This is a genomic window from Psychroserpens sp. Hel_I_66 (assembly GCF_000799465.1).
Classification (GTDB): Bacteria; Bacteroidota; Bacteroidia; order Flavobacteriales; family Flavobacteriaceae; genus Psychroserpens.
The window spans coordinates 1,829,909-1,851,167 of sequence record NZ_JUGU01000001.1; the positions used below are offsets into that span (position 1 = coordinate 1,829,909).

Sequence of the window (21,259 nt, forward strand, 5' to 3'; positions counted from 1 at the left end):
TTACTGAATTATATAGGGATTATAATTTTAATTAATGTCCCCTTATTAATTTGCGAATGAATTTCAAATGAACCATTTAACTTTTTAACTCTTGAATTCATGTTTTTTAAACCTATACCCTTTTTCTTATGTCTTATATCAAATCCAACGCCATCATCGCTTATGGTTACTGTAAGTTCGTTTTCTGCAAAGAAAAAAATTAAATTGACATTCTTAGAGAATGAATATTTTATAATATTCTGTAATGCCTCTTGAATTATTCTATAAAGGTTAACCTTTATAATCTTATCAATATTTTCCCAATGAATATTTTCATTGATTTCAACTCTATATTTGAAGTTGCCTAATTTTGATTTATTTTCTACAAGTTGTTTAATAATAGTTGTAAAACTAATTTGGATGGTTTCAAAGTTATCGCTTAACTTATGAGAGACCTCCCTTATTTCTTTCTCTATGTTCTGTAATTCTTCCAAAAACAACTGATGCTGATCTTTTAAATTTTTATTGCCTTCAATTTCTAGAAATCCTAGACCAACTCTAGTACCAAACAATTTTCCTAAAATTCCATCATGCAATTCTTCTGCAATTCTATTTCTTTCATTTATTTTTTCCTTTTCTAATTTTTCTTGCTGTCTTAAAGTTATTAAATAGATTTGCTCATTAGCTTTCTGCTCCTCGTTCTCCAATAATAATTTTTCATTTTTTGTTTTTTGAATTTTAATTAAATACAATAAAACAAGTATTGAAATTAATCCAAAACTAGATATTAAAATCCATATGTTTTGCTTTGTTAAACGTTTTGTTTCTTCAATATATTCATCAGTTTCATATGCTATTCTCGTAAACTTATTCTGAATTTTACGATCCATCATTTGTATACTGTCATTAAATTGTATGTATCTTCTATAATACTTGGAAGAATTTACTGTATCGATATTTGATAACAACATCAAACTCTCTAAGTAATCTCTACTATTTTTAATTTCATTTGCTAGAATATTTGCTTCAGTAGCATATTCGATAGCTTTTACTACATCTTTTTTATAGTCATAAAAATGAGATAAGTGAATTTTACTAATTATAATTCCGCCCTTATTTTTTAAACTGTCCCTTATTTTAAGGGATTCTAGTAGAGTGCTTTCTACATTAATTGTATCTCTATTTAAAAGTTCCGCAAAAGCCTTATTACTTAAAACCCTGGCATAATGGCTAGGATTTTTAGATCTAATATTATTTATATTTAATACTACTTTAAAATGTTCTATAGCTTTAGAGTATTCTCCTTTTTTTAAATAAGTGTTTCCAATATTGTTTTGAATTGCTCCATGCTGTATTTCGCTACTTTCTATTTTATCTAAATACCCTAAGGACTTGTTGTAATAAAACAAGGACTTATCGTATTCATAAATATCATTTTGAAGTGCACCTAAATGATTATAGCATGAAAAAAGAGATTCATTATCTTCAATTTTTTTGAATTTATTTATGGCTTTAAAAGTTAAAACTTCACTTCCTGAATAGTCCTTATATATACCTTTTATATAAGCCATTCCATACTGAGTTTTTGCAGACTCAAAAATAAAATTGCTTTTATCAAAAAACTCATGAGCTAAATAAAAGTGATAGTAAGCGCTATCAAAAACATGCTTTTTATTATAATAACTAGCAAAATTCCAATGTATATCGCCTAAAGCAAAAGAATCCTTTATTTTCTCCGCTATATGCAGCACCTCTTTATTACGTTCCATAAATAATAAAGTATCTCCAAATTTTAAATTTTGATAGGCTAATACACTTAGATTCCTTACTAATAAAGTATCTATTTCTGAAGATTTGATGAGATTATAAGATTTATTTAAGAAATTTTTCCTCTCTAAAATTGAGTAGGAATTATTCTTTGAAGATGACATCAAAACGTTAACACTGTCTCTCAATTTTATAACATCTTTTTCTATACCACTATCTTTTTTATCAAAACATGATAGAAAAAAAAGATTAATAGCTATTGTTAATAAGAGTAGGTATCTTCGATTAAACTTCAAAAATTAAAATGTTAAAGACAAATCTATTAAAAAGCCTTTAATAAAATTATTAAAGGCTAATCTAATCATAATATATTAATGATTTTAATCTTTGCTTCCGTCATCAACTGCATCATCATCCCCAGTTGAATGAATATTATCAGTAATATTATTTTGCTCATCATCTAATGCTTGAGGAGTACAGGAGACTACTAATATTAAAAGTACTATTAAGGAAAATAAAATTTTTAGATTTTTCATGTTACAAAATTTTAGTATTAATAATGGTTATCTGAGCTATTTATATAGCTCAGTTGATTAAAATTGTGCACAATTGTTTACGTTTTTTTTATCGAACGTTTGAATATTCAAAGGCTAAATTAGTTAGCTTGTTAAGAGTTAGCTAGAATTAAACCACACTTATAGTGAACTATGGGTGTCTGTGAGTGAAACACTACTTTTTGATAGGGAAATTAATTTAAAGTAATCATTGTGTTTTTTGACAACTCAATGTTGATTAAATCTATGTTCGATATGAATGTTTTTGTGAAAGGAATCTCATGCTCATTATTTAAAATGCAAACAGATTTTCCATAATGAATTCTTGAAATACATTTTTTATTTATTATGTAGCTCTTATGTATTCTAAAAAATGTTTTAGGCAGTGAATTTTCAAAAACTTTTAAAGTTTTATAGGCTCCAATCAATCTTCCATCGCACATATGAAAATCAGTAGTATTATTATCAGCCTTTAAGTAAAGAATGTCATCAATATTTAAATATTGATAGTCCTTGTATGATTTTAAACAAATCGTCTCTATTTGAACAATTGGGTTTCTTTTTAAGAATTTCAATAAGCTTTTTCTTATTGAGAGTTCGCTCAATGGCTTAAGAATGAAATCTAAAAAATCATATCTGTAAGAATCAAACGCATGGTCTTTTAAATTTGATGTTGATATGAAATAAGGTTTTTTCTCACATAGCTTATGAATTTCAAAAAGAAACTCTAAAAAATTTATGTTAGAAGATTCAATATTAATTATAATAAGATCTGGTTTTTCTTTTAAAATAATATTCAAAGCGCAATCTTGATCTTCATCTGTATCTCTAAAAGAAAATTCAGAAAAATCATGACCTACAGTTTTTATCAAACCAACAGCGTTTTTATCATTATCAATTATCAAACAACTTACCAAATTATATTTTTAAGCAATTTAAAAATATAATGGGCAATGTAAGTACGGAATCAGATTACTATAAATAAGGCTAAAGCATACTTTTAATTATTATATGGCTAAAAAATAGTAGTTTATGATTATTTCTCTTAAATTTGATTAAGAAATGTACAAACAAAAAGTGAACACAAAACTGAACACGTTTTGGAACACGATTAAGAACACGGTAATTTTCAAGTAATTGAAAACCAATATTTTAAAAATCCTTAAAATGGCTTTTTGAAATTCATAACCCGGAGGCCACGAGTTCAATTCTCGTTCTCGCTACATTTTTAATCAGCTAGAAACAAAAGGCTTAGTTTTTCTAAACCTTTAGTTTATGGTTCTTCTAATTTTTTTATACTGCAATTATTAATACCTATTGATTTAAACCTATTCTTGTTGCACTAATCTTAACACAATTACAAGGCTATTATTCATTTAAAAACATACAATATGCCTAAACCTTTAAAAATCATTATTTGGGGCTGTACTTTTTGAGAAAGTTTCAGTTTAATAATTATATTTTTTAACAGGATTTCTTAATCTTTATATTAATAAGTACTTTTAAAAAGTTTCCTTAATTTTAAAATCATAATTACAAGGATACTCAAAACACCTAAAATTAGATTAAAGTATAAAGAGCCATTGAAACAACCATTCACAAAAGAAACAACTTTAAACTTAAAGTTAACTATTTTGCTTTCTTGCTTTTTTCTAAGCAATTTTTCAATAGCCCAAACCCTATTTCCTGAAATTACTAATTACTCATTTGGCAGTAGTCAAAATTGGAGTATTGATGTTAATTTGGAACAATCTATAGCGGTAGCCAATAACTCAGGCTTATCAACCTTCAACGGACAGTTTTGGGAGATGCATAAGTTGCCTAAAAATATGATTATTCGTTCAGTGTTATGTGATGGCGACAAAATTTATACGGGATCTTATGAAGAATTTGGGTATTGGAAAAACAATACATTAGGTAAATTAGAATACCATTCATTAAAAGATAAGTTTGAAGATAATTATCCCCAAAAAAGTGAAGAATTTTGGCAAATTATAAAGTATGATGATAAAATTATTTTCAGATCTTTTGGATCTATCTACGCTTATGATGGCTTCGTTATAAAACAAATAGCTAATGATTTTAATATATCTAGTTTAGCCATTTACAACGGAAAATTAGTTTTTGGAAGTTTAAATAGTGGATTGTTAGAAATTACCAATTCTGAAATTAAACCCTATAATCGATATAAAGTATTAGATAATTTAAACTCTGTTAGTCATGTTTCATCATTTAAAAATTTATTATTTGTTTTTGATCAAGATGAGGGTGGCTATTTAATTGGAGATGAGAAAGTTTCTAAATTATCAGATACTATTAATAAAACCCTAAAAAACTATTCATTAAATAAAGTAGTTTTTATAGATAATCATACACTTTCATTTGGTACCGTAAAAAACGGAGTAATTATTTATGATTTCATTGAAGATAATTTTCAGATAATTAATAAACAGGCTGGGTTAAGAAATAATACGGTCTTAGATTTAAAGTTAAGTGACGACTACTTATGGGCAGCTTTAGATAACGGTATTAGCAGAATAAACATAAAAAGCAAGTACTCCTATTTTAATGATATTACTGGTTCATTGGGTGCTGTTTATGATGTTGCTTATTATAACGACAAGTACTTTTTGGCAAGCAATACTGGAGTCTATACATTCTACGATAATAAATTATCCTTGATAAAAAACTCAGAAGGACATTGTTGGGGATTTTTGCAATATCAAAATACATTATTCTGCGCGCATAATAAGGGTGCTTTCATTTTAGAAGAAGATAGCCTTCTGCCAATTGAAGGTTCTTTTAGTGGTGTTTATAGTTATTTGCCAATACCAAAATCAAAAGATTTATTAGTTTCTACCTATTCTGGTATTGGTATTTTAAAAAAAGACAACAATCAATTTGTGATATCAAAACTTGAAGGCATAAATATTCCTATAGATAAATTAATATTTGAAAATGATACCACCCTTTGGGCTACCGGTAATTACAAGGGTTTGTTTAAAATTAATTTTCAAAATAATGTATTGGGGAATTTAATAGACTTAAGTGATAATTCAATTATTTCAGGAAACAAAGTTGAAATTGAAAGTTTGAAAAACCAACTGTATTTTGTAATTAACAATAATTGGTACAAAAACCTCACAAATACTAAGTCGTCAAATTCTGTAATTGATTTTAAAAATAAAAGTCTACTAAGTGAGCGGAAAAATGACTTTTGGATGCTTGACTATCAAACTTCAAGTATTATTAAATATCACGAAGATTTTCAGCCTAATTCTGTTTTGATTAATAATAACTTAGTTTCAAAGTTTGTTACTGGTTACGAAAAAATCATTTATAAAAATGATTCTACAATAATTTTCAATCTAAAAGACGGTTTTTCAACTGTTGATTTAAAAAAGGACATTGAATCAAAACATTCTAATCCTAAAATTGAAAAAATCTACGTTAACAAAAATTTATTTAAAATTTCTGAAAAAAATTCAATTCAGCTCAATCATAAACAAGCACAATTAGTAACTTTTGAAGTTTACACTCCCGGTAATTTTGAGACTGTTTTACAATACGAACTTACAGGAGAGATTAATCAAAATGATGATATCGCAAAAGGTAGGTTCAGCATTCAAAATTTACCCGCAGGAAATTATAGTTTAGACGTTTTTGTAAAAGGACATTCCAGCAAAAAAACCACAATTCAAATTGAGATTCTGCCTCCATGGTATTTAAGCACAGTAATGAAAGTATGTTATCTAATCCTTATTTTAATTGCTATTTATTCTGTGGGAAAATTCCAAAAACATAAAGCAGAAAAAGCTCATTTAAAAACACAACAAAAACTAAAAGAAGAGGCAGACAGAAAACTTCAGTTGTTAGAAAAAAACAATTTAATAAATGAAATAGATTCAAGAAAAAAAGAACTCACCAACAGTACAGCTTCAATAGTCAAAAAAAATGAAACGATCATATTGCTTCGGAATGAATTGAAGAGACTTGAAAAAATATCCCCCAACATTACCAGAACTAAAAACATACTTCACAGATCTGGAGAGCAATTAGACAGCAAAAATGATTGGCATATTTTCGAAACCAAATTTAATGAACTCAATGAAGATTTTTTTAAAAGTCTTTCTAAGGAATTTCCTAAACTAACAACTAAAGATCGTAAGCTTTGTGCCTATATAAAAGTAGGCTTAATTTCTAAAGAAATTGCTCCTTTATTAGGTATTACTGTGAGAAGTGTAGAGCTACAACGTTATCGATTACGAAAAAAGCTAAATTTAGATACCGATATTAGTTTTATCGAATTTTTAAGGCAATTTTAATGCGAATTTCCTAAATTTAACAGATTTTAAGCCCCATCATTACCACATCAATTTGTTAATTTTTAATCTTTTTAAATAAATAAACAACTGTAAACCAGTTTTTTAAAAATTAATTAATCCTACATCTTTAGCACTCGCCCATAAGTTGTATTTATTCCTCTAATTTTGATTCATTCAGATTATTAACTGGATATTTAAAATATTTGAATAAATATATATGCGCTACAAAATCCAAATTTTAACTTGTCTTATGTGTCTTATTTCATGTTGTGCAATGACTGCCCAAAATGAAATAACAGGTAAAATTACAGATGTAAATAATATACCTCTACCAGGTGCAAACGTTACCATTAAATCTAAAAATAAAGGTACTCAAACAGATTTTGATGGACAATTTAGTATAACAGCAAGTAAAGGTGATTTACTTAGTATAACCTATATTGGTTATGTAGATCAAGAAATTATCGTTGGGGACAAAACCGAATACAATATTATTCTAAAAGAAGATTTAAGCGAGCTGGATGAGGTTGTGATTGTAGGTTACGGTACACAGAAGAAAGCAATATTAACGAGTTCTGTTTCTCAAATTAAAGGAGAAGAACTTGCTAAAGAACCCGTTTTAAATGCTACGCAAGCACTACAGGGTAAAGCATCAGGAGTTCAAATTATTGCTTCAGATGCGCCAGGACAGGCATCTACTGTAATCATAAGAGGCTTGGGAACAGTTCAAGGTGGCAGAGACCCTTTATATGTTGTTGATGGCGTTTTAACAGATAATATTAACAATATTAATACTTCAGATATTGAATCTATAAACGTTTTAAAGGATGCTGCATCGTTAGCAATCTATGGTAACAGAGGAGCTAACGGTGTTATTATTGTGACCACGAAGAAAGGTAAAGCTGGTACAATGGTTGTTCAATTTGATACATATACTGGCGTAAGAGATATTTTAAGTCGGGTGGAAATGGCTAATGCTGCCCAATATGTCACTTATAGTAATGAAGCTGCAAGAAGAGATTATTTACTGGACAATGATCCAACAAATGATGATAGTACTTTTGGTTTTATACCAACTAACCAAAGATATGATACTAATTGGCTGGATGTCATAACCCAGCCAGGATTAATATCCAATTTTAATATTTCTGCATCTGGAGGGTCAGAAAATATCAAAGCATTTTTTAGTGCTGGTTTCAATGAAGAAGAGGGCGTTTTATTAAATGACGAATTCAATAGACTTACACTTAGAAGTAATGTAGATTATACCATTAGCGATAAGATAAACTTTTCACATAATGTAGGTGTACAATTAGCCTCTGGGACACCGCAAAATTATGCATTGTTCACTTCTGCCTATAAACAAGCACCAATTATTCCTGTACGAGATGACAATGGTAATTATGGCTCATCGGTCAACATCAATAATGTGGCTAATCCAGCAGTAGAGGCAAGTAACGATTTTAAAAGAGATAAAAATAAATTCTTTAAAATACAAGGTGCTTTCAAATTAGACTATCAATTACTTGAAGATTTGACTTTCACCTCTCGCTTTTCAATCGAAACAGAATATGGTAGGTTTTATTCCTTCAGAAATAGGCTAGGCAATTTCTTGGCTCAAAACCCTTTCAATACAGAAAGCAGCTTTGAAGGAGATTCAGAAAATCCAGCAAATACAAGACTTACTGTTACACACACTAATACTTATAGATGGTTTCTTGATAACTATTTTACCTATCAAAAAACCTTTAATGATAAACATTCCATTAATGCCACTTTAGGTATTACTTCGGAAGAAAACAGAAGCGAATTTCTTTCAGCTACTAGAAATAATGTCCCTTTAAGTAGCAATTTAAACTTCAATTTAAATACTGGAGATGAAGATGATACACAACTCAACTCGGGCGCATTAAGCGTTGTTGACCGCTTGTACTCGTACATTGCAAGAATAAATTATGATTATGAGGATAAATATTTGCTGGGTGGTTCTTTTAGAAGAGATGGCTCTAGTAAGTTTCAAAAAGGTCAACAGTATGGTAACTTTTTTGCTCTAAGTGCAGGTTGGGTAATGACCGAAGAAAGTTTTATGGAAAATAGCATATTCAACATCCTAAAATTAAGAGGGAGTTACGGTGAATTGGGAAATCAAAATGTTCCGCTAAATGTTCTCGCTGCTACAACGGGAGCTGCAGGTTTTTATGCGTTTGGGCAAAATCAAGATTTACAGCAAGGTATTACCATTACTGGCGCCATACAAGAAAACTTAACTTGGGAAACGACAGAGGAGTTTAATCTAGGACTAGAGTTTACGCTATTAGATTATAGATTATCTGGAGAAATTGATGCTTACAGACGATTAAATAGAAATGCTACTTTACTTATAGAATTACCAGATATTATTGGCTTTGACCCCTTTAATTCCGACGTGGGAGAAATTGAAAACAAAGGAATTGAGTTTGCACTAAACTGGAAAGATAACATAGGCCAAGATTTAAAGTATAATATAGGATTCAATGTGTCCTATAATAAAAACCAGATTTCAAAAGTAACAAATCCCTTTTTTAGCGAACAGCTAGGTGGTTTTATAAATAATGGGCAGTATACCAAAAAAATCGCTGTTGGTCAACCTTTAGGTAGTTTCTATTTATATGACGTTGCGGGTATCGATGACAATGGAGACCTGGTTTATAAAGATTTAAACGGTGACGGTGTCGTAGATGAAAGCGACAGAGACTATTTTGGATCGTACTTACCAAAAGTTTTTGGCGGACTCAATTTGGGAGTTCAATACAAACAATTTGATTTTAATGTAGATACGTTTGCTAACTTCGGAAACAAGATCTACAATGGTAAAAAAGCCCAACGCTTTGGAAACGAAAACATAGAACTCGTAGATTTCAACAGTCGCTATACCACAGGTCGACCAAGTAATACAACACCAAGAGCTTTTAATGACGTGCCTTTATCTTCAACATATTATTTAGAAGATGGAGATTTCTTCAGAATAAATAATATTACTATTGGCTATACGCTTCCAAATAACGAAAAAGGATTTTTCAAGTCTATTCGTGTGTATGCCACCGCAAAAAACCCATTTATTTTTCAAAAATTTACAGGTTTCACTCCAGAATTACCAGGAGCACCTCTAGGTAATGCAGGTATAGAACTCGATGCTTACCCAACCCTTAAATCATTTTACGTAGGATTAAATACATCATTTTAATTAAAAAATTATGAAAACAATAAGTAACATACCCAAAAAACTTTCTGTGATTATATTGGTCTCTTTTCTAATTTTTCAGTCTTGTTCTGATGATTTTATAGACGTTGAAGCTAATCAGGAAACGGAAGATGCCCTAACACCAGACAGAGCTCCAGAACTAGTAAACGCTGTTTACAATAGTCTTTTAGCATGGGAAATGAGTTCGTTTGGTTGGACAGGGTTGACAAGTATAGCTTCAGATGACGCAGATAAAGGAAGTATACCAAGTGATACTGGTGCGGACAAAGCCTTATTGGATGCTTTGGATATAACACCAACAATAATTTCAGTTGGAGAAGTATGGAGCGGTCATTACAACGGGATTCAACGCGCTAACCAAGCCATAAATAGAATTTCCCAATTTGAAATGGATGTAGATCTCCAACAACGTCTTTTAGGTGAAGCACGTTTTTTGAGAGCTCTATTTTATTTTAGATTGGTACAGACTTATGGCGGTGTACCTTTGATCACAGATATTACTTCATTAGACCAAATCAATGCAGATGTTTTATCAAGAAAAACAAAAGAAGAATGTTATGCATTCATAGAAGAAGATTTGCTCTTTGCTATTGACGCACTACCTCTCAAAAGTGAATATCCAGCTTCAGAATTAGGAAGAGCTACAAAAGGTGCTGCACAAACATTGTTGGCTAAAGTGAGTATGTATCAGTCTAAATGGTCTAATGTGATAGAGCTCACAGAAGCTGTCATGGCATCTCAAGAATATGGCTTGACTCCAAACTATGTAGATATTTGGAAAGAAACTTCAGAAAATAATATAGAATCCATATTTGAAATTCAAGCAAGAGGTAATGATCCTGCTGCAGGAGTTGATAAATATAGTACGATCCAAGGAGCTCGTGGAGAAGGCGGTTGGGGCTGGGGTTTTAACACACCTTCTCAAGACTTAGATGATGCCTATAGTGCAAATGATTTAAGAAGGGATGCAACCATTATGTTCGCTGGAGAAACTTTATATGATGGTAGAGTTATAAGTATAAATGCACCTAACCCTAGATATAACCAAAAGGCGTATTCCAGTATTCTTACTGAATCTGAAGAAACAGGTAAAAACGTGAGACTTTTAAGATATGCAGAGGTTTTATTAATGAATGCTGAAGCAAAATCTATCGTAGGTGGAGACGTCGCAACTCCATTAAATGCGGTAAGACTTAGAGCTGGATTAAATGCTGCTGTAGATTTGACCACTTTAGCTATTTGGGAAGAAAGACGCTTAGAAATGGCGTTTGAACACGATCGTTATTTTGACCTCGTTAGACAAGGTCGAGCTTCACAAGTACTAAATTCTAAAGGTATTCCATTTATTGAAGGTAAACATGAGGTATTCCCTATACCACAAGAGCAGATCGATATTAGCGGAGGAGCACTTATCCAAAACCCAAATTATTAATTGAAACGACATTTAAAACATGACTATTAACATAAAAGCAATGAGTCTAATCAAACCAGTAATAATAGTAATTACGCTCTTAATGATGAGTAACTGTACTAATCAAGACATTACACCTCCACCACCAGATGTTGGTTCTGTAGATGAACCTACTGTCGAGACTATTCCTTTTGAAGAACTATTAGATCTCGTGCAACAACGCACCTTCAATTATTTCTGGGATTTTGCTGAACCTGTAAGTGGTTTGGCAAGAGAAACGTCGCAAGATGCAGCTCTCGGTGGAGATGGGGCAAGAATTGTAACTACTGGAGGCTCTGGATTTGGAATCGCTTGTTTTCCTGCAGCTGTTGAAAGAGGATGGATCACTAGAGCGGAAGCTGTAGAGAGATTAGATAAAATTTTAACCTTTTTGGAAGGTTGCGAAACATACCATGGTGTGTTTTCACACTGGTATTTTGGAGATACAGGAGTAACTAGAGAATTTAGTGCGTTAGATGATGGTGCAGATATTGTAGAAACCGCTTTTTTATTACAAGGTCTATTGATCAATAGACAATATTTGTCAGCATCAGACACCGAAGAGGCCCTTTTAATAAATCGAATTACAACCATTTATGAAAATATAGAATGGAGCTTCTTTGAAAGAGGTGAAAACGTCATGACCTGGCATTGGTCGCCAGATAATGGATTTGCAATAGATTTACAAATACAAGGCTGGAATGAAGCATTAATGGTCTATGTCTTAGCTGCTGGATCGCCAACATTCCCAATTACTAAAGCAACTTATGATAATGGTTGGGCACGAAACGGTCAAATGATCAACAACAACACTTATGTAGGTACAGTATTACCACTTGGTGTCGATTTTGGTGGTCCACTATTCTACTCACATTATTCATTTATAGGTTTAAATCCAACTAACTTGAGTGATCAATATGCCAATTATTTTGAGCAAAATGTAGCGCACTCACTTATCAACTATGAATATTGTAAAAATAACCCAAACGATTATATTGGTTATGGTGGAGATAGTTGGGGACTAACCGCTAGTAATGATTTCAATGGTTATGCGGTGCATGATCCCTTAAACGATATAGGTGTGATCACACCAACCGCAGCACTTTCCTCTTTTCCTTATACACCAGAGCAATCCAAAAAAGCTTTAGAGTATTTCTACTATAATCTTAATGATAGACTTTGGGGAGAATATGGGTTTTATGATGCATTTTCAGAAGAATTCAATTGGTTTGACGATGGGTATTTAGCTATAGACCAAGGACCAATTGTAGCTATGATTGAAAACTATAGAAGCCAATTGCTTTGGAATTTATTTATGCAGGATCAAGATGTCATCAATGGCTTAAATACTTTAGAATTTACATTTTAAGTTTATGAAAAAAATACATTTCTATATCGCCTTAACCATACTGAGCATCACCTTTATTGGGTGGAACAATCTAAATGTCGATACTCTAGAACCTAAAAACGATGATCTTATCGAAAAAAAGATTGATTCACTACTGGCAATCATGACTATTGAAGAAAAAATAGGTCAAACTGTAATTTATTCAAGTGTAGAAGATGTCACAGGCCCAATTTTAGACAAGAATTATACAACGTATCTAAAAAACGGACAAATGGGTGCTATCTTCAATGCAACAGGATCGGCATTTACTAGAAAACTTCAAAAAATTGCTGTTGAAGAAACACGATTGGGTATTCCATTAATTTTTGGATATGACGTGATCCATGGCTATAAAACCATTTTCCCAATACCTATGGGAGAAGCTTCGAGTTGGGATTTAGAGCTCATGGAGAAAACCGCTAGAATTGCTGCTAAAGAGGCCTCTGCGGAAGGTTTACATTGGACATTTGCTCCAATGGTAGACATTTCAAGAGATCCAAGATGGGGAAGAATTGCCGAAGGTGCTGGGGAAGACACATACTTAGGAAGCTTGATTGCCAAAGCCAGAGTGAAGGGATTTCAGGGAGACGATCTTTCCAATAAACATACCGTGTTGGCTTGTGCTAAGCATTATGCAGCTTATGGCGCAGCGCAGGCAGGTCGTGATTACCACACAGTTGACATATCATTAAATACACTTAGGGAAACATATCTACCTCCTTTTAAAGCTGCAGTAGATGCAGATGTTGCAACATTCATGACTTCATTTAACGAGTTGAATGGTGTTCCTGCCACTGGAAATGAATTTCTACTTAAAGATATATTAAGAGACGAATGGAATTTTAGTGGTTTCGTTGTAACCGATTATACGTCAATCAATGAAATGGTACTTCATGGGTATGCAGAGAATCTTCAGCATGCTGGAGAATTAGCGATGAATGCAGGCGTTGATATGGATATGCAAGGTGGAGTTTTTAAAAACCATCTAAAAACAGCCATTGATGAAGGCAAAGTTGAGATATCCAGATTGGATGAAGCAGTTAGAGATGTCTTAAGATTAAAATTTAAACTTGGTTTATTTGATGACCCTTATAAATATTGCAATGAAGCTGAAGAAGCTAATATCATTTTACATAAAGATCATCTAGAAACTGCACGAGATGCTGCCCGAAAATCAATCGTTTTATTAAAAAACGATAACAATATTCTTCCATTAAACAATTCTAAAAAAGTAGCTTTAATTGGGCCCTTGGCAGATGATCAATTTCATATTATAGGTAATTGGGCAGCCAAAGGAGATAGAGATGGCACTGCTGTAAGCGTTAAAGAGGGTTTTGAGGCTCAAAACAAATCGTTCAAATTTGCAAAAGGCTGTGAAATTGAAGGTGGTGATACCAAAAGCTTTAAAGAGGCAATAGCTGTAGCCAAAGCTTCAGATGTGGTAGTGATGGTTATGGGAGAAAGTGAACGAATGAGCGGTGAAGCTGCAAGTAGAAGTAATTTGAAATTACCAGGTTTGCAACAACAGCTCATTTCAGAAATAAAAAAAATTGGCAAACCCATTGTGTTAGTACTCTATAATGGGAGACCTTTAAATCTTTCTTATGAAAATGAAACTGTTGACGCGATTGTAGAAGCTTGGTTTCCTGGTACAAGTGGTGGCCATGCGGTTACCGATGTATTGTATGGAGATTATAATCCATCAGGTAAATTAACAGTGACTTTTCCTAGAAATGTTGGTCAGGTTCCTATTTATTATAACATGAAAAATACGGGAAGACCAGAAGATGCTGAGGGTGCGCATTCACGTTATGTCTCAAAATATATTGATGTCGAAAATTCACCATTGTTTCCTTTTGGGTATGGGTTGAGCTATACTTCTTTTAGCTACGGAAAACCAGTGCTTTCAAATCAAACCCTATCAAATAATCAACCAATAACAGTAAAAACAACAATCACCAATACTGGAGATAGAAACGGTGAAGAGATTGTTCAACTCTATATCAAGGATCGCTTCGGAAGCGTTACACGCCCTACAAAAGAGCTAAAAAACTTTAAAAAAATAACATTAAAAAAAGGTGAATCCCAAACCGTTGAGTTTATCATTTCTGCGGAAAATCTAAAGTTTTACAACAATAATTTAGAATTCAAAAATGAACCTGGTGACTACGATTTGTTTGTGGCAGGTAGCTCAAACCATGAGTTCACCAATAGTTTTACACTTATAAATAATTAATCTTTAAAAATTTACAACATGAAAAAATCTTTACTTTTTATTTTTAGCATTATGGCTTATATAGGTTATGCACAATGTACAGATCCTGTAATAACAGACTTCGAATGCTCTCAACCTTCTCATCCAATTACTGGTGCATTGGTTACGGTACCAAATACGGTTTCTGGAGGCATAAATACCAGCCCTAACATTGGGGAATATACAGATAATGGCAACGACGGTTTTGATGCGCTGGTTGTTGATTACGGAGCGCCAATAGACTTATCTACAAATAATCAATTGAAGGTTAAATTCTACTCTACAACTTCAGTACAGATTTTAGCTAAACTGGAAGGTGGTAGTAATCCAGAAATTTTTTCAGATTTTAGCGCTGTAAATACATGGCAAGAATTTACGTTTGATTTCAGTGCTTTTGCAGGACAAGGCAATAACAAAGTTGTACTCTTTTTTAATCCTAATGTTATCACAGGTACAGCAGATGTTTATTATATAGACGACTTCTTATTCGATTCACTAGCTACTCCTCCTTGTGAACAACCAGTTATAACAAACTTTGAATGTTCTGCACCATCAAATACTATTATTGGAGCGTTGGTAAACATACCCAACCCAGTATCTGGAGGAATTAACACAAGTGCAAATGTTGGACAATATACAGATGATGGTACAGCTGGTTTTGACGCATTGGTAGTAGATTATGGCATGCCAATAGATTTATCTTCAAACAATATTTTAAAGCTGAAATTCTATTCGCCAACATCTGTACAAATCCTAGCCAAATTGGAAGGTGGCAGTAATCCAGAAATCTATTCAGATTTTAGTGCAGTTAATACTTGGGAGGAATTCACTTTTGACTTTAGTGCATTTGCGGGACAAGGCAATACAAAAGTTGTATTATTTGTAAACCCAACTGTTACTTCAGGAACACCTTCTGACATATATTATATAGATGACTTATTGTTTGATACGACTCTGTCCCTCAACAATGTGTCTTTAAATAACAATACAGTAAAGGTATATCCAAATCCAGCAAGAGAGATTTTAAACATCTTTTCTTCAGAAAATATTGAAAACTATAAGATTTTCGATATTCTAGGAAAAAATGTCGCTTCAACTAGTACAGAAATGATATCTAATGAAATTTCAATTAGTCATTTAAAAGATGGTATCTATTTTATTAGACTCAATACTGCCACCTCTAGCTCGGTAATTAAGTTTATTAAAAAATAACAATTAAAATATTTTAATAATGAAAACATCACTAATCAGAGTATCTTTTTTAATAATGGTTTTTAGTCTTTTTTACACTTGTGAAAGAGAATTAACAAACTATGAGTTAATTAATTATGAGCGATGCGAATTAGAGAATGTCACTGTAAATCCTTTTATAGTTACAGATTTTGAATGTCAATCAAATATTGAGATCAGTGATGTTTCCGTTATTAGAAACCCAAGTGAAACTGGTATAAATACGTCTAGATTTGTTGGGGAATATATTGATGGCGCAAGTGCTAACGATGCATTGACAATAAATTTTGATGGTGGTCTAGATTTATCAACAAATGCTTTATTTAAATTTAAAGTAAAAACTACTACAACAGGTACTTTAAGAGTAGAATTAATTGGAGGATCTAATGGCACACTTAACTTCAATATTATTATAGATGGTGATGAGTTTTGGAATGAATATGAATTAGATCTCATAGATCTACAAGATGAAACGTTTACCCAATTCAATTTAATTTTCAATAACGGAATTGAAAATAGCGGTACTGATATTTATTTAGTTGATGATATTAAATTTGACCCAACAATTGATCCTTGTGAGGATGTGGTTACAGATTTATCGATTATCAACGATTTTGATTGCCAGCAAAACTTTTTTCTTGGTGAAGATCCTACTCAAACAAGCGTTCAATTAATTGAAAATCCATTTATTTCAGGAATAAACCTTAGTGAAAATGTTGGGGAATATATAGATAATGGTACAGAACCTTTTGATAATCTTATTATCAATTTTGAAAATCCTATTGATCTTGCTGAAAATCCTCTTTTTAAAATAAAGGTATACGCTACAACAACAGGACCTCTTTTGGTTAAATTAGAGGGTGGAACAACTCCAATTGAAATTACTAAGCCAATAACAATGCTCAACCAATGGGTTGAATATACGTTCAATTTTAATGAAGCTTTAGACGCTGGAAATGACAAATTGGTATTGTTCTTTAACGCTGGTGGTACAACAGGTACAACAGCAGACACATATTTGATTGATGATTTAAGATTTGAAGAATTTATAGACCCTTGTCTTGGTATTACTGAAGATTTATCTATCATTTCAGATTTTGAGTGTCAACAAAATTATACGCTTGGGTTAGATCCTACGCTGATTTCCGTAGTAGAAAATATAGATCCTAGCGGAATTAATACAAGTGATTTTATTGGTGAATATATTGATGACGGTACGCAACCATTTGATAATTTGCTAATTGATTATGGAATGCCAATTGATCTATCTGAAAACTCATTATTTAAAATTAAAATCTATAGTTCAGCACCAATTCCTGTTTTGGCTAAGTTAGAGGGTGGAACCACTCCACTTGAAATAACCAACAATGTTACTACTGTAAACGAATGGGTTGAACTGAGTTTTGATTTTTCACCTGTTATAGGAGAAGGTAATGATAAATTGATTTTATTCTTTAATGCTGGTCAAGATACAGGTACTTTAACAGATGTATATTACATTGATGATCTTCGTTTTGATTCTAATCCATGTTCTCAAATTGTTGAAGATTGCGATGGTGTTACGCCAAACCTGAGCATAATCAATGACTTTGATTGTCAGCAAAATTATAATTTCTCTAATCCAGACGCTGCTCCTGTAGTTCAAAATCCTAATGTTAGCTGTGAGAACCGCAGTTCTAATGTTGGTGAATATAGTGATAACGGGAATGATCCTTTTGATTTTCTTTTGGTAAACTTTGGAGCACCGATAGATCTTTCTGTAAATAACCAGCTTAAAATAAAAGTGCTATCTACTATGGCAGTTCCTTTATTGGCAAAACTAGAAGGAGGTGCAGCTGTTGAAATTTTCGCAGACATTACAGTTGTTAATGAGTGGGCGGAATATACTTTCGACTTTAGTGAAGCACAGGGTAATGGCAACACGACTTTAGTTCTATTTTTCAATGCAGGAAATATTGACGGTACTCCAGCAGATATCTATTATGTTGATGATATAAGATTCGAAGCACCTTAATAATATAAAAATGTGTTTAAGTATAAAGCTGAAGCAATATTGTCTATAAAATTCATGCTTTATTAATCTAAATCATTAAAAAAACTCCAGATCCGTATTGCTTATGATGAGCACTTAACGATACATTTTATATTAATTTAATTCAAAATATTATGAAGACATCTTTATTTCTCAAAGCCATAACTATATTGTTTTTTCAGTTTTATTTTTATGATACATCTGCTCAAATAACAACAGATCAACTTTTAGAAAACACCTATAAATTATATGATTACCAAAGGCAATACAATGGTGTTTATCGTGACTCAAAAATAATCAACGGGACAGATTATCATCCAAGTTCAGCAGCAAATACAGGAGTCGGTTTGATTTCTTTATGTATAGCAGAAGAAGCTGGTTATATTAATTTTGGAAGAGATTTAGCTGCTCAAACATTACGAACAATGTTAGGCTATACTGCTGGGTTTAATCCTGATAGAAACAGCAAAGGGTTTTATAGACATTTCCTAGAAATAGATAATGGACAACAGGCTTGGAATTCAGAATATAGTACTATCGATACTGCATTATTAGCTGCAGGTGCCCTATTTGCTAAAAAATATTTTAATGATGCTGAAATTTCTGCACTGGCAGATGAGTTATTTTTATCTGTAGAATGGTCTGCAGCAATAAGCAATCCCTCTACAGGTGCTATATGGAGAGAGCTCCAGCCTAATGGAGCTGGCCAAGGTACAAGTGCATTACCATTTAATGAATATATAATCGTTGCCTATTTTGCAATGAAATCTGAAGGTAATTCGGGAGGTGTAGGCACTTCAGCCTGGAATGTTTGGCAACAACTAAATAATTTTGCGAATGCAAATTATTGGGGCTATGATCTTTTAGCCGATAGTAACAATGTAAATGCATTTCAATCTGACTTTACCGTTCAATTTCCTTATTACCTTATGTTTTGGGCTCATAACAGCACCTTATATAAAACGTATATGTCTAATATGGCATCTGCAGATAAGTTTTATTATGGCCAAATAGCTGGAATGTATCCAAACTTGAATGCTTATGAATGGGGATTGGGAGCAGGAAATTCTCCAGCAACATTTAATGGTAATTTTTACACGCCATATGGTTACAATGCAGATCATATTAATAATCACCCAGCACGCATTGTGTCGCCTCATATAGTGGCTGGTTACATTCCTATACAGGCAAGTGCAAGAAATGACCTTCAACAAATGATGAATGGAACAAAGGGTATCTATACTTTAGGAACTGGAGAAAAATTGCTATGGAGATACAGTCTGGATGAGGTAAACTGGAATTCAGATCAAATTCAAGGCATTGATTATTCAACAATGCTCTATGGTCTGGCTGCAAATAAGTTTGGGACCAACTTTTTTACAACGAACAATAATTACGATTTCCCGACACCAAATTTTAGTAGTACTAATTCCTGCGTCACAGGTGTTCAGGCCTATTATGGACCTGTTTTAGGAACTACGGGTTCTTATAATGGCTCTTCATCAACCAGGGACAAGCCATTTGACAGTAATAATAACACCTTTTTTGATGGTCCAAATGGAAATAACCAATGGGTTGGCATGGATTTATTAAGCAATCAAAACATCACATGTATTCGATTTAGACCACGTAATAATTTTGGGTACAGAATGCGTGGTGGTAAATTTCAAATAAGCAATAATGCTAATTTTAGTAATCCAACGACAATCTATACGATTCCCTCGAATGCTAATTTAAATTTTCAGAATTACTTTATTTCTACTGGAAGCACAAACGGAGTTTCTGCAAGATATATACGTTACCTTTCTCCAAATAACGGTTGGGGAAACATAGCTGAAATGAGGGTTTATAGATCTTCGGAAACAAATAGGAACTCAAATATCAAATTAGAAGACCAACCAAAGGTTGTTAATCATATTGACAATTTAACGTTAAGCCCTAATCCAGCCTCTAAGGAGATTCAATTGGATTTCTATCTTGAAAATGAGAGCGATATAGAATATCGAATTTATAATACAATGGGTAGAGAAATCCAATCTCTTTCAAAAAATCACATTGAAACTGGAGAAATTAACCAAAAATTAAATATTGAAAATTTAGCTGAAGGCATTTACTTTATTCATTTAAAAACCAAGAATAAAGTTTTGATTAAGAGATTTATTGTAGCTAAAGAATAGTATAATTACTCACATTGAAACGAAAAACCCTTTAAAATCGATTGATTTTAAAGGGTTTTTATATTGTTAATTTCAGTTTAGCTTTTTATTAGATGCAACTAACTGGCCTCTACTCTATTTTTCAGAAAATAAAATTTCTGAAATTTAAACAATTCTAGTTCATATATTTTTCAGTCCAGTCGCGATACATCCCATACTGAACTTCATTTAAAACAGCTTTGAGAGATTTATCTTCTTCCGCATAAAGACTTTTGCTATCGATGTCAACGTTTGGATTATTTAACTTCCAATCACTTAAAACCGATTTAATACTTCTGTTATAACGCTCTTTTTGATTTTCAGTCATTTCTAAATCCTTGAACATTTTCTGTACTCTATCATCAGATTCAGTCGATTCTTCATATCGATTTGATTGAGTGCTGTAATTGTTATCAGCACTAACATTCGATTGGTTTGGCAAATTCTCAAATCTTAACTGTCTTTTGCTATTCGACATTTTATAAATTACTGCTGTCCCTAAAAGAACCGCAGATATAGATAACACTTTATTTAAAAAACCCATAATTGTATTTATTTTTAGATTAAGCATAAAATTAAGTCTAGTATTTCCAAGTCATAAACGGTAAAAGAAATAATATTAACTCAAATGATAACTGCGGAATTAATCTTAAGTGTTATAGATAACTCATGCGCTTAGCAACTTTTTAAAATTATTAAATATATCATCAATATTTTCTTATTAATAATTAGCGTCGATAACTGCAAGAAAACCATTAAATTTTACATTTTATAATATACTGAAAATCAATTATTTGAAGATTATAATTGCATTTCGTCGAATTTATTTGCATTTCGTGGATATT

General features: G+C 32.0%; 12 protein-coding genes. 8 read left to right on the forward strand and 4 right to left on the reverse strand.

What is annotated here, in order from left to right; translation table 11 throughout:
• Positions 1–8: 8 nt before the first annotated feature.
• The 3 genes from GQ40_RS08345 to GQ40_RS08350 form a co-directional block, all read right to left on the reverse strand.
• Positions 9–2,042 carry an ATP-binding protein gene (locus GQ40_RS08345; RefSeq protein WP_047547447.1) on the reverse strand — a complete coding sequence of 678 codons (2,034 nt, stop codon included), beginning with the start codon at positions 2,040–2,042 and terminating at the stop codon, positions 9–11.
• A gap of 84 nt (positions 2,043–2,126) precedes the next feature.
• A complete protein-coding gene (locus GQ40_RS17590; protein WP_156115555.1) occupies positions 2,127–2,282 on the reverse strand; it encodes a hypothetical protein in 156 nt (51 codons plus the stop codon).
• Positions 2,283–2,494: 212 nt separating this feature from the next.
• Positions 2,495–3,172: a LytR/AlgR family response regulator transcription factor gene (locus GQ40_RS08350; protein WP_197052660.1), complete on the reverse strand. Its 678-nt coding sequence runs from the start codon at positions 3,170–3,172 to the stop codon at positions 2,495–2,497.
• 711 nt (positions 3,173–3,883) lie between these two features.
• Here GQ40_RS08350 and GQ40_RS08355 point away from each other — a divergent pair.
• The 8 genes from GQ40_RS08355 to GQ40_RS08390 all read left to right on the forward strand — a co-directional run bounded on the left by GQ40_RS08355 (position 3,884) and on the right by GQ40_RS08390 (position 20,396).
• Positions 3,884–6,625 carry a hypothetical protein gene (locus GQ40_RS08355; RefSeq protein ID WP_047547452.1) on the forward strand — a complete coding sequence of 914 codons (2,742 nt, stop codon included), beginning with the start codon at positions 3,884–3,886 and terminating at the stop codon, positions 6,623–6,625.
• A gap of 250 nt (positions 6,626–6,875) precedes the next feature.
• Complete coding sequence (locus GQ40_RS08360; RefSeq protein WP_047551729.1) at positions 6,876–9,848, forward strand: SusC/RagA family TonB-linked outer membrane protein; 2,973 nt, start codon at positions 6,876–6,878, stop codon at positions 9,846–9,848.
• Positions 9,849–9,858: 10 nt separating this feature from the next.
• Entirely contained in the window at positions 9,859–11,298 is a 1,440-nt protein-coding gene (locus GQ40_RS08365) for a RagB/SusD family nutrient uptake outer membrane protein (protein WP_047547454.1), read from the forward strand.
• A 19-nt stretch (positions 11,299–11,317) separates the two neighbouring features.
• On the forward strand, positions 11,318–12,685 hold the full coding sequence (locus GQ40_RS08370; RefSeq protein WP_047547456.1) for a glucoamylase family protein: 1,368 nt from the start codon (positions 11,318–11,320) through the stop codon (positions 12,683–12,685).
• Positions 12,686–12,689: 4 nt separating this feature from the next.
• Positions 12,690–14,939 (forward strand): beta-glucosidase BglX, encoded by a 2,250-nt coding sequence (gene bglX, locus GQ40_RS08375; protein WP_047547458.1) that lies wholly within the window; start codon positions 12,690–12,692, stop codon positions 14,937–14,939.
• Positions 14,940–14,957: 18 nt separating this feature from the next.
• The gene (locus tag GQ40_RS08380; protein ID WP_047547460.1) at positions 14,958–16,169 is read left to right on the forward strand and encodes a T9SS type A sorting domain-containing protein; all 1,212 of its coding nucleotides are present in this window, start codon (positions 14,958–14,960) and stop codon (positions 16,167–16,169) included.
• Positions 16,170–16,188: 19 nt separating this feature from the next.
• A complete protein-coding gene (locus GQ40_RS08385; protein WP_156115556.1) occupies positions 16,189–18,201 on the forward strand; it encodes a hypothetical protein in 2,013 nt (670 codons plus the stop codon).
• Between the two features lie 152 nt (positions 18,202–18,353).
• A complete protein-coding gene (locus GQ40_RS08390; protein ID WP_047547467.1) occupies positions 18,354–20,396 on the forward strand; it encodes a T9SS type A sorting domain-containing protein in 2,043 nt (680 codons plus the stop codon).
• A gap of 154 nt (positions 20,397–20,550) precedes the next feature.
• Here GQ40_RS08390 and GQ40_RS08395 read toward each other — a convergent pair whose 3' ends face one another.
• The gene (locus GQ40_RS08395; protein WP_047547469.1) at positions 20,551–20,985 is read right to left on the reverse strand and encodes a hypothetical protein; all 435 of its coding nucleotides are present in this window, start codon (positions 20,983–20,985) and stop codon (positions 20,551–20,553) included.
• Positions 20,986–21,259 lie beyond the last annotated feature (274 nt).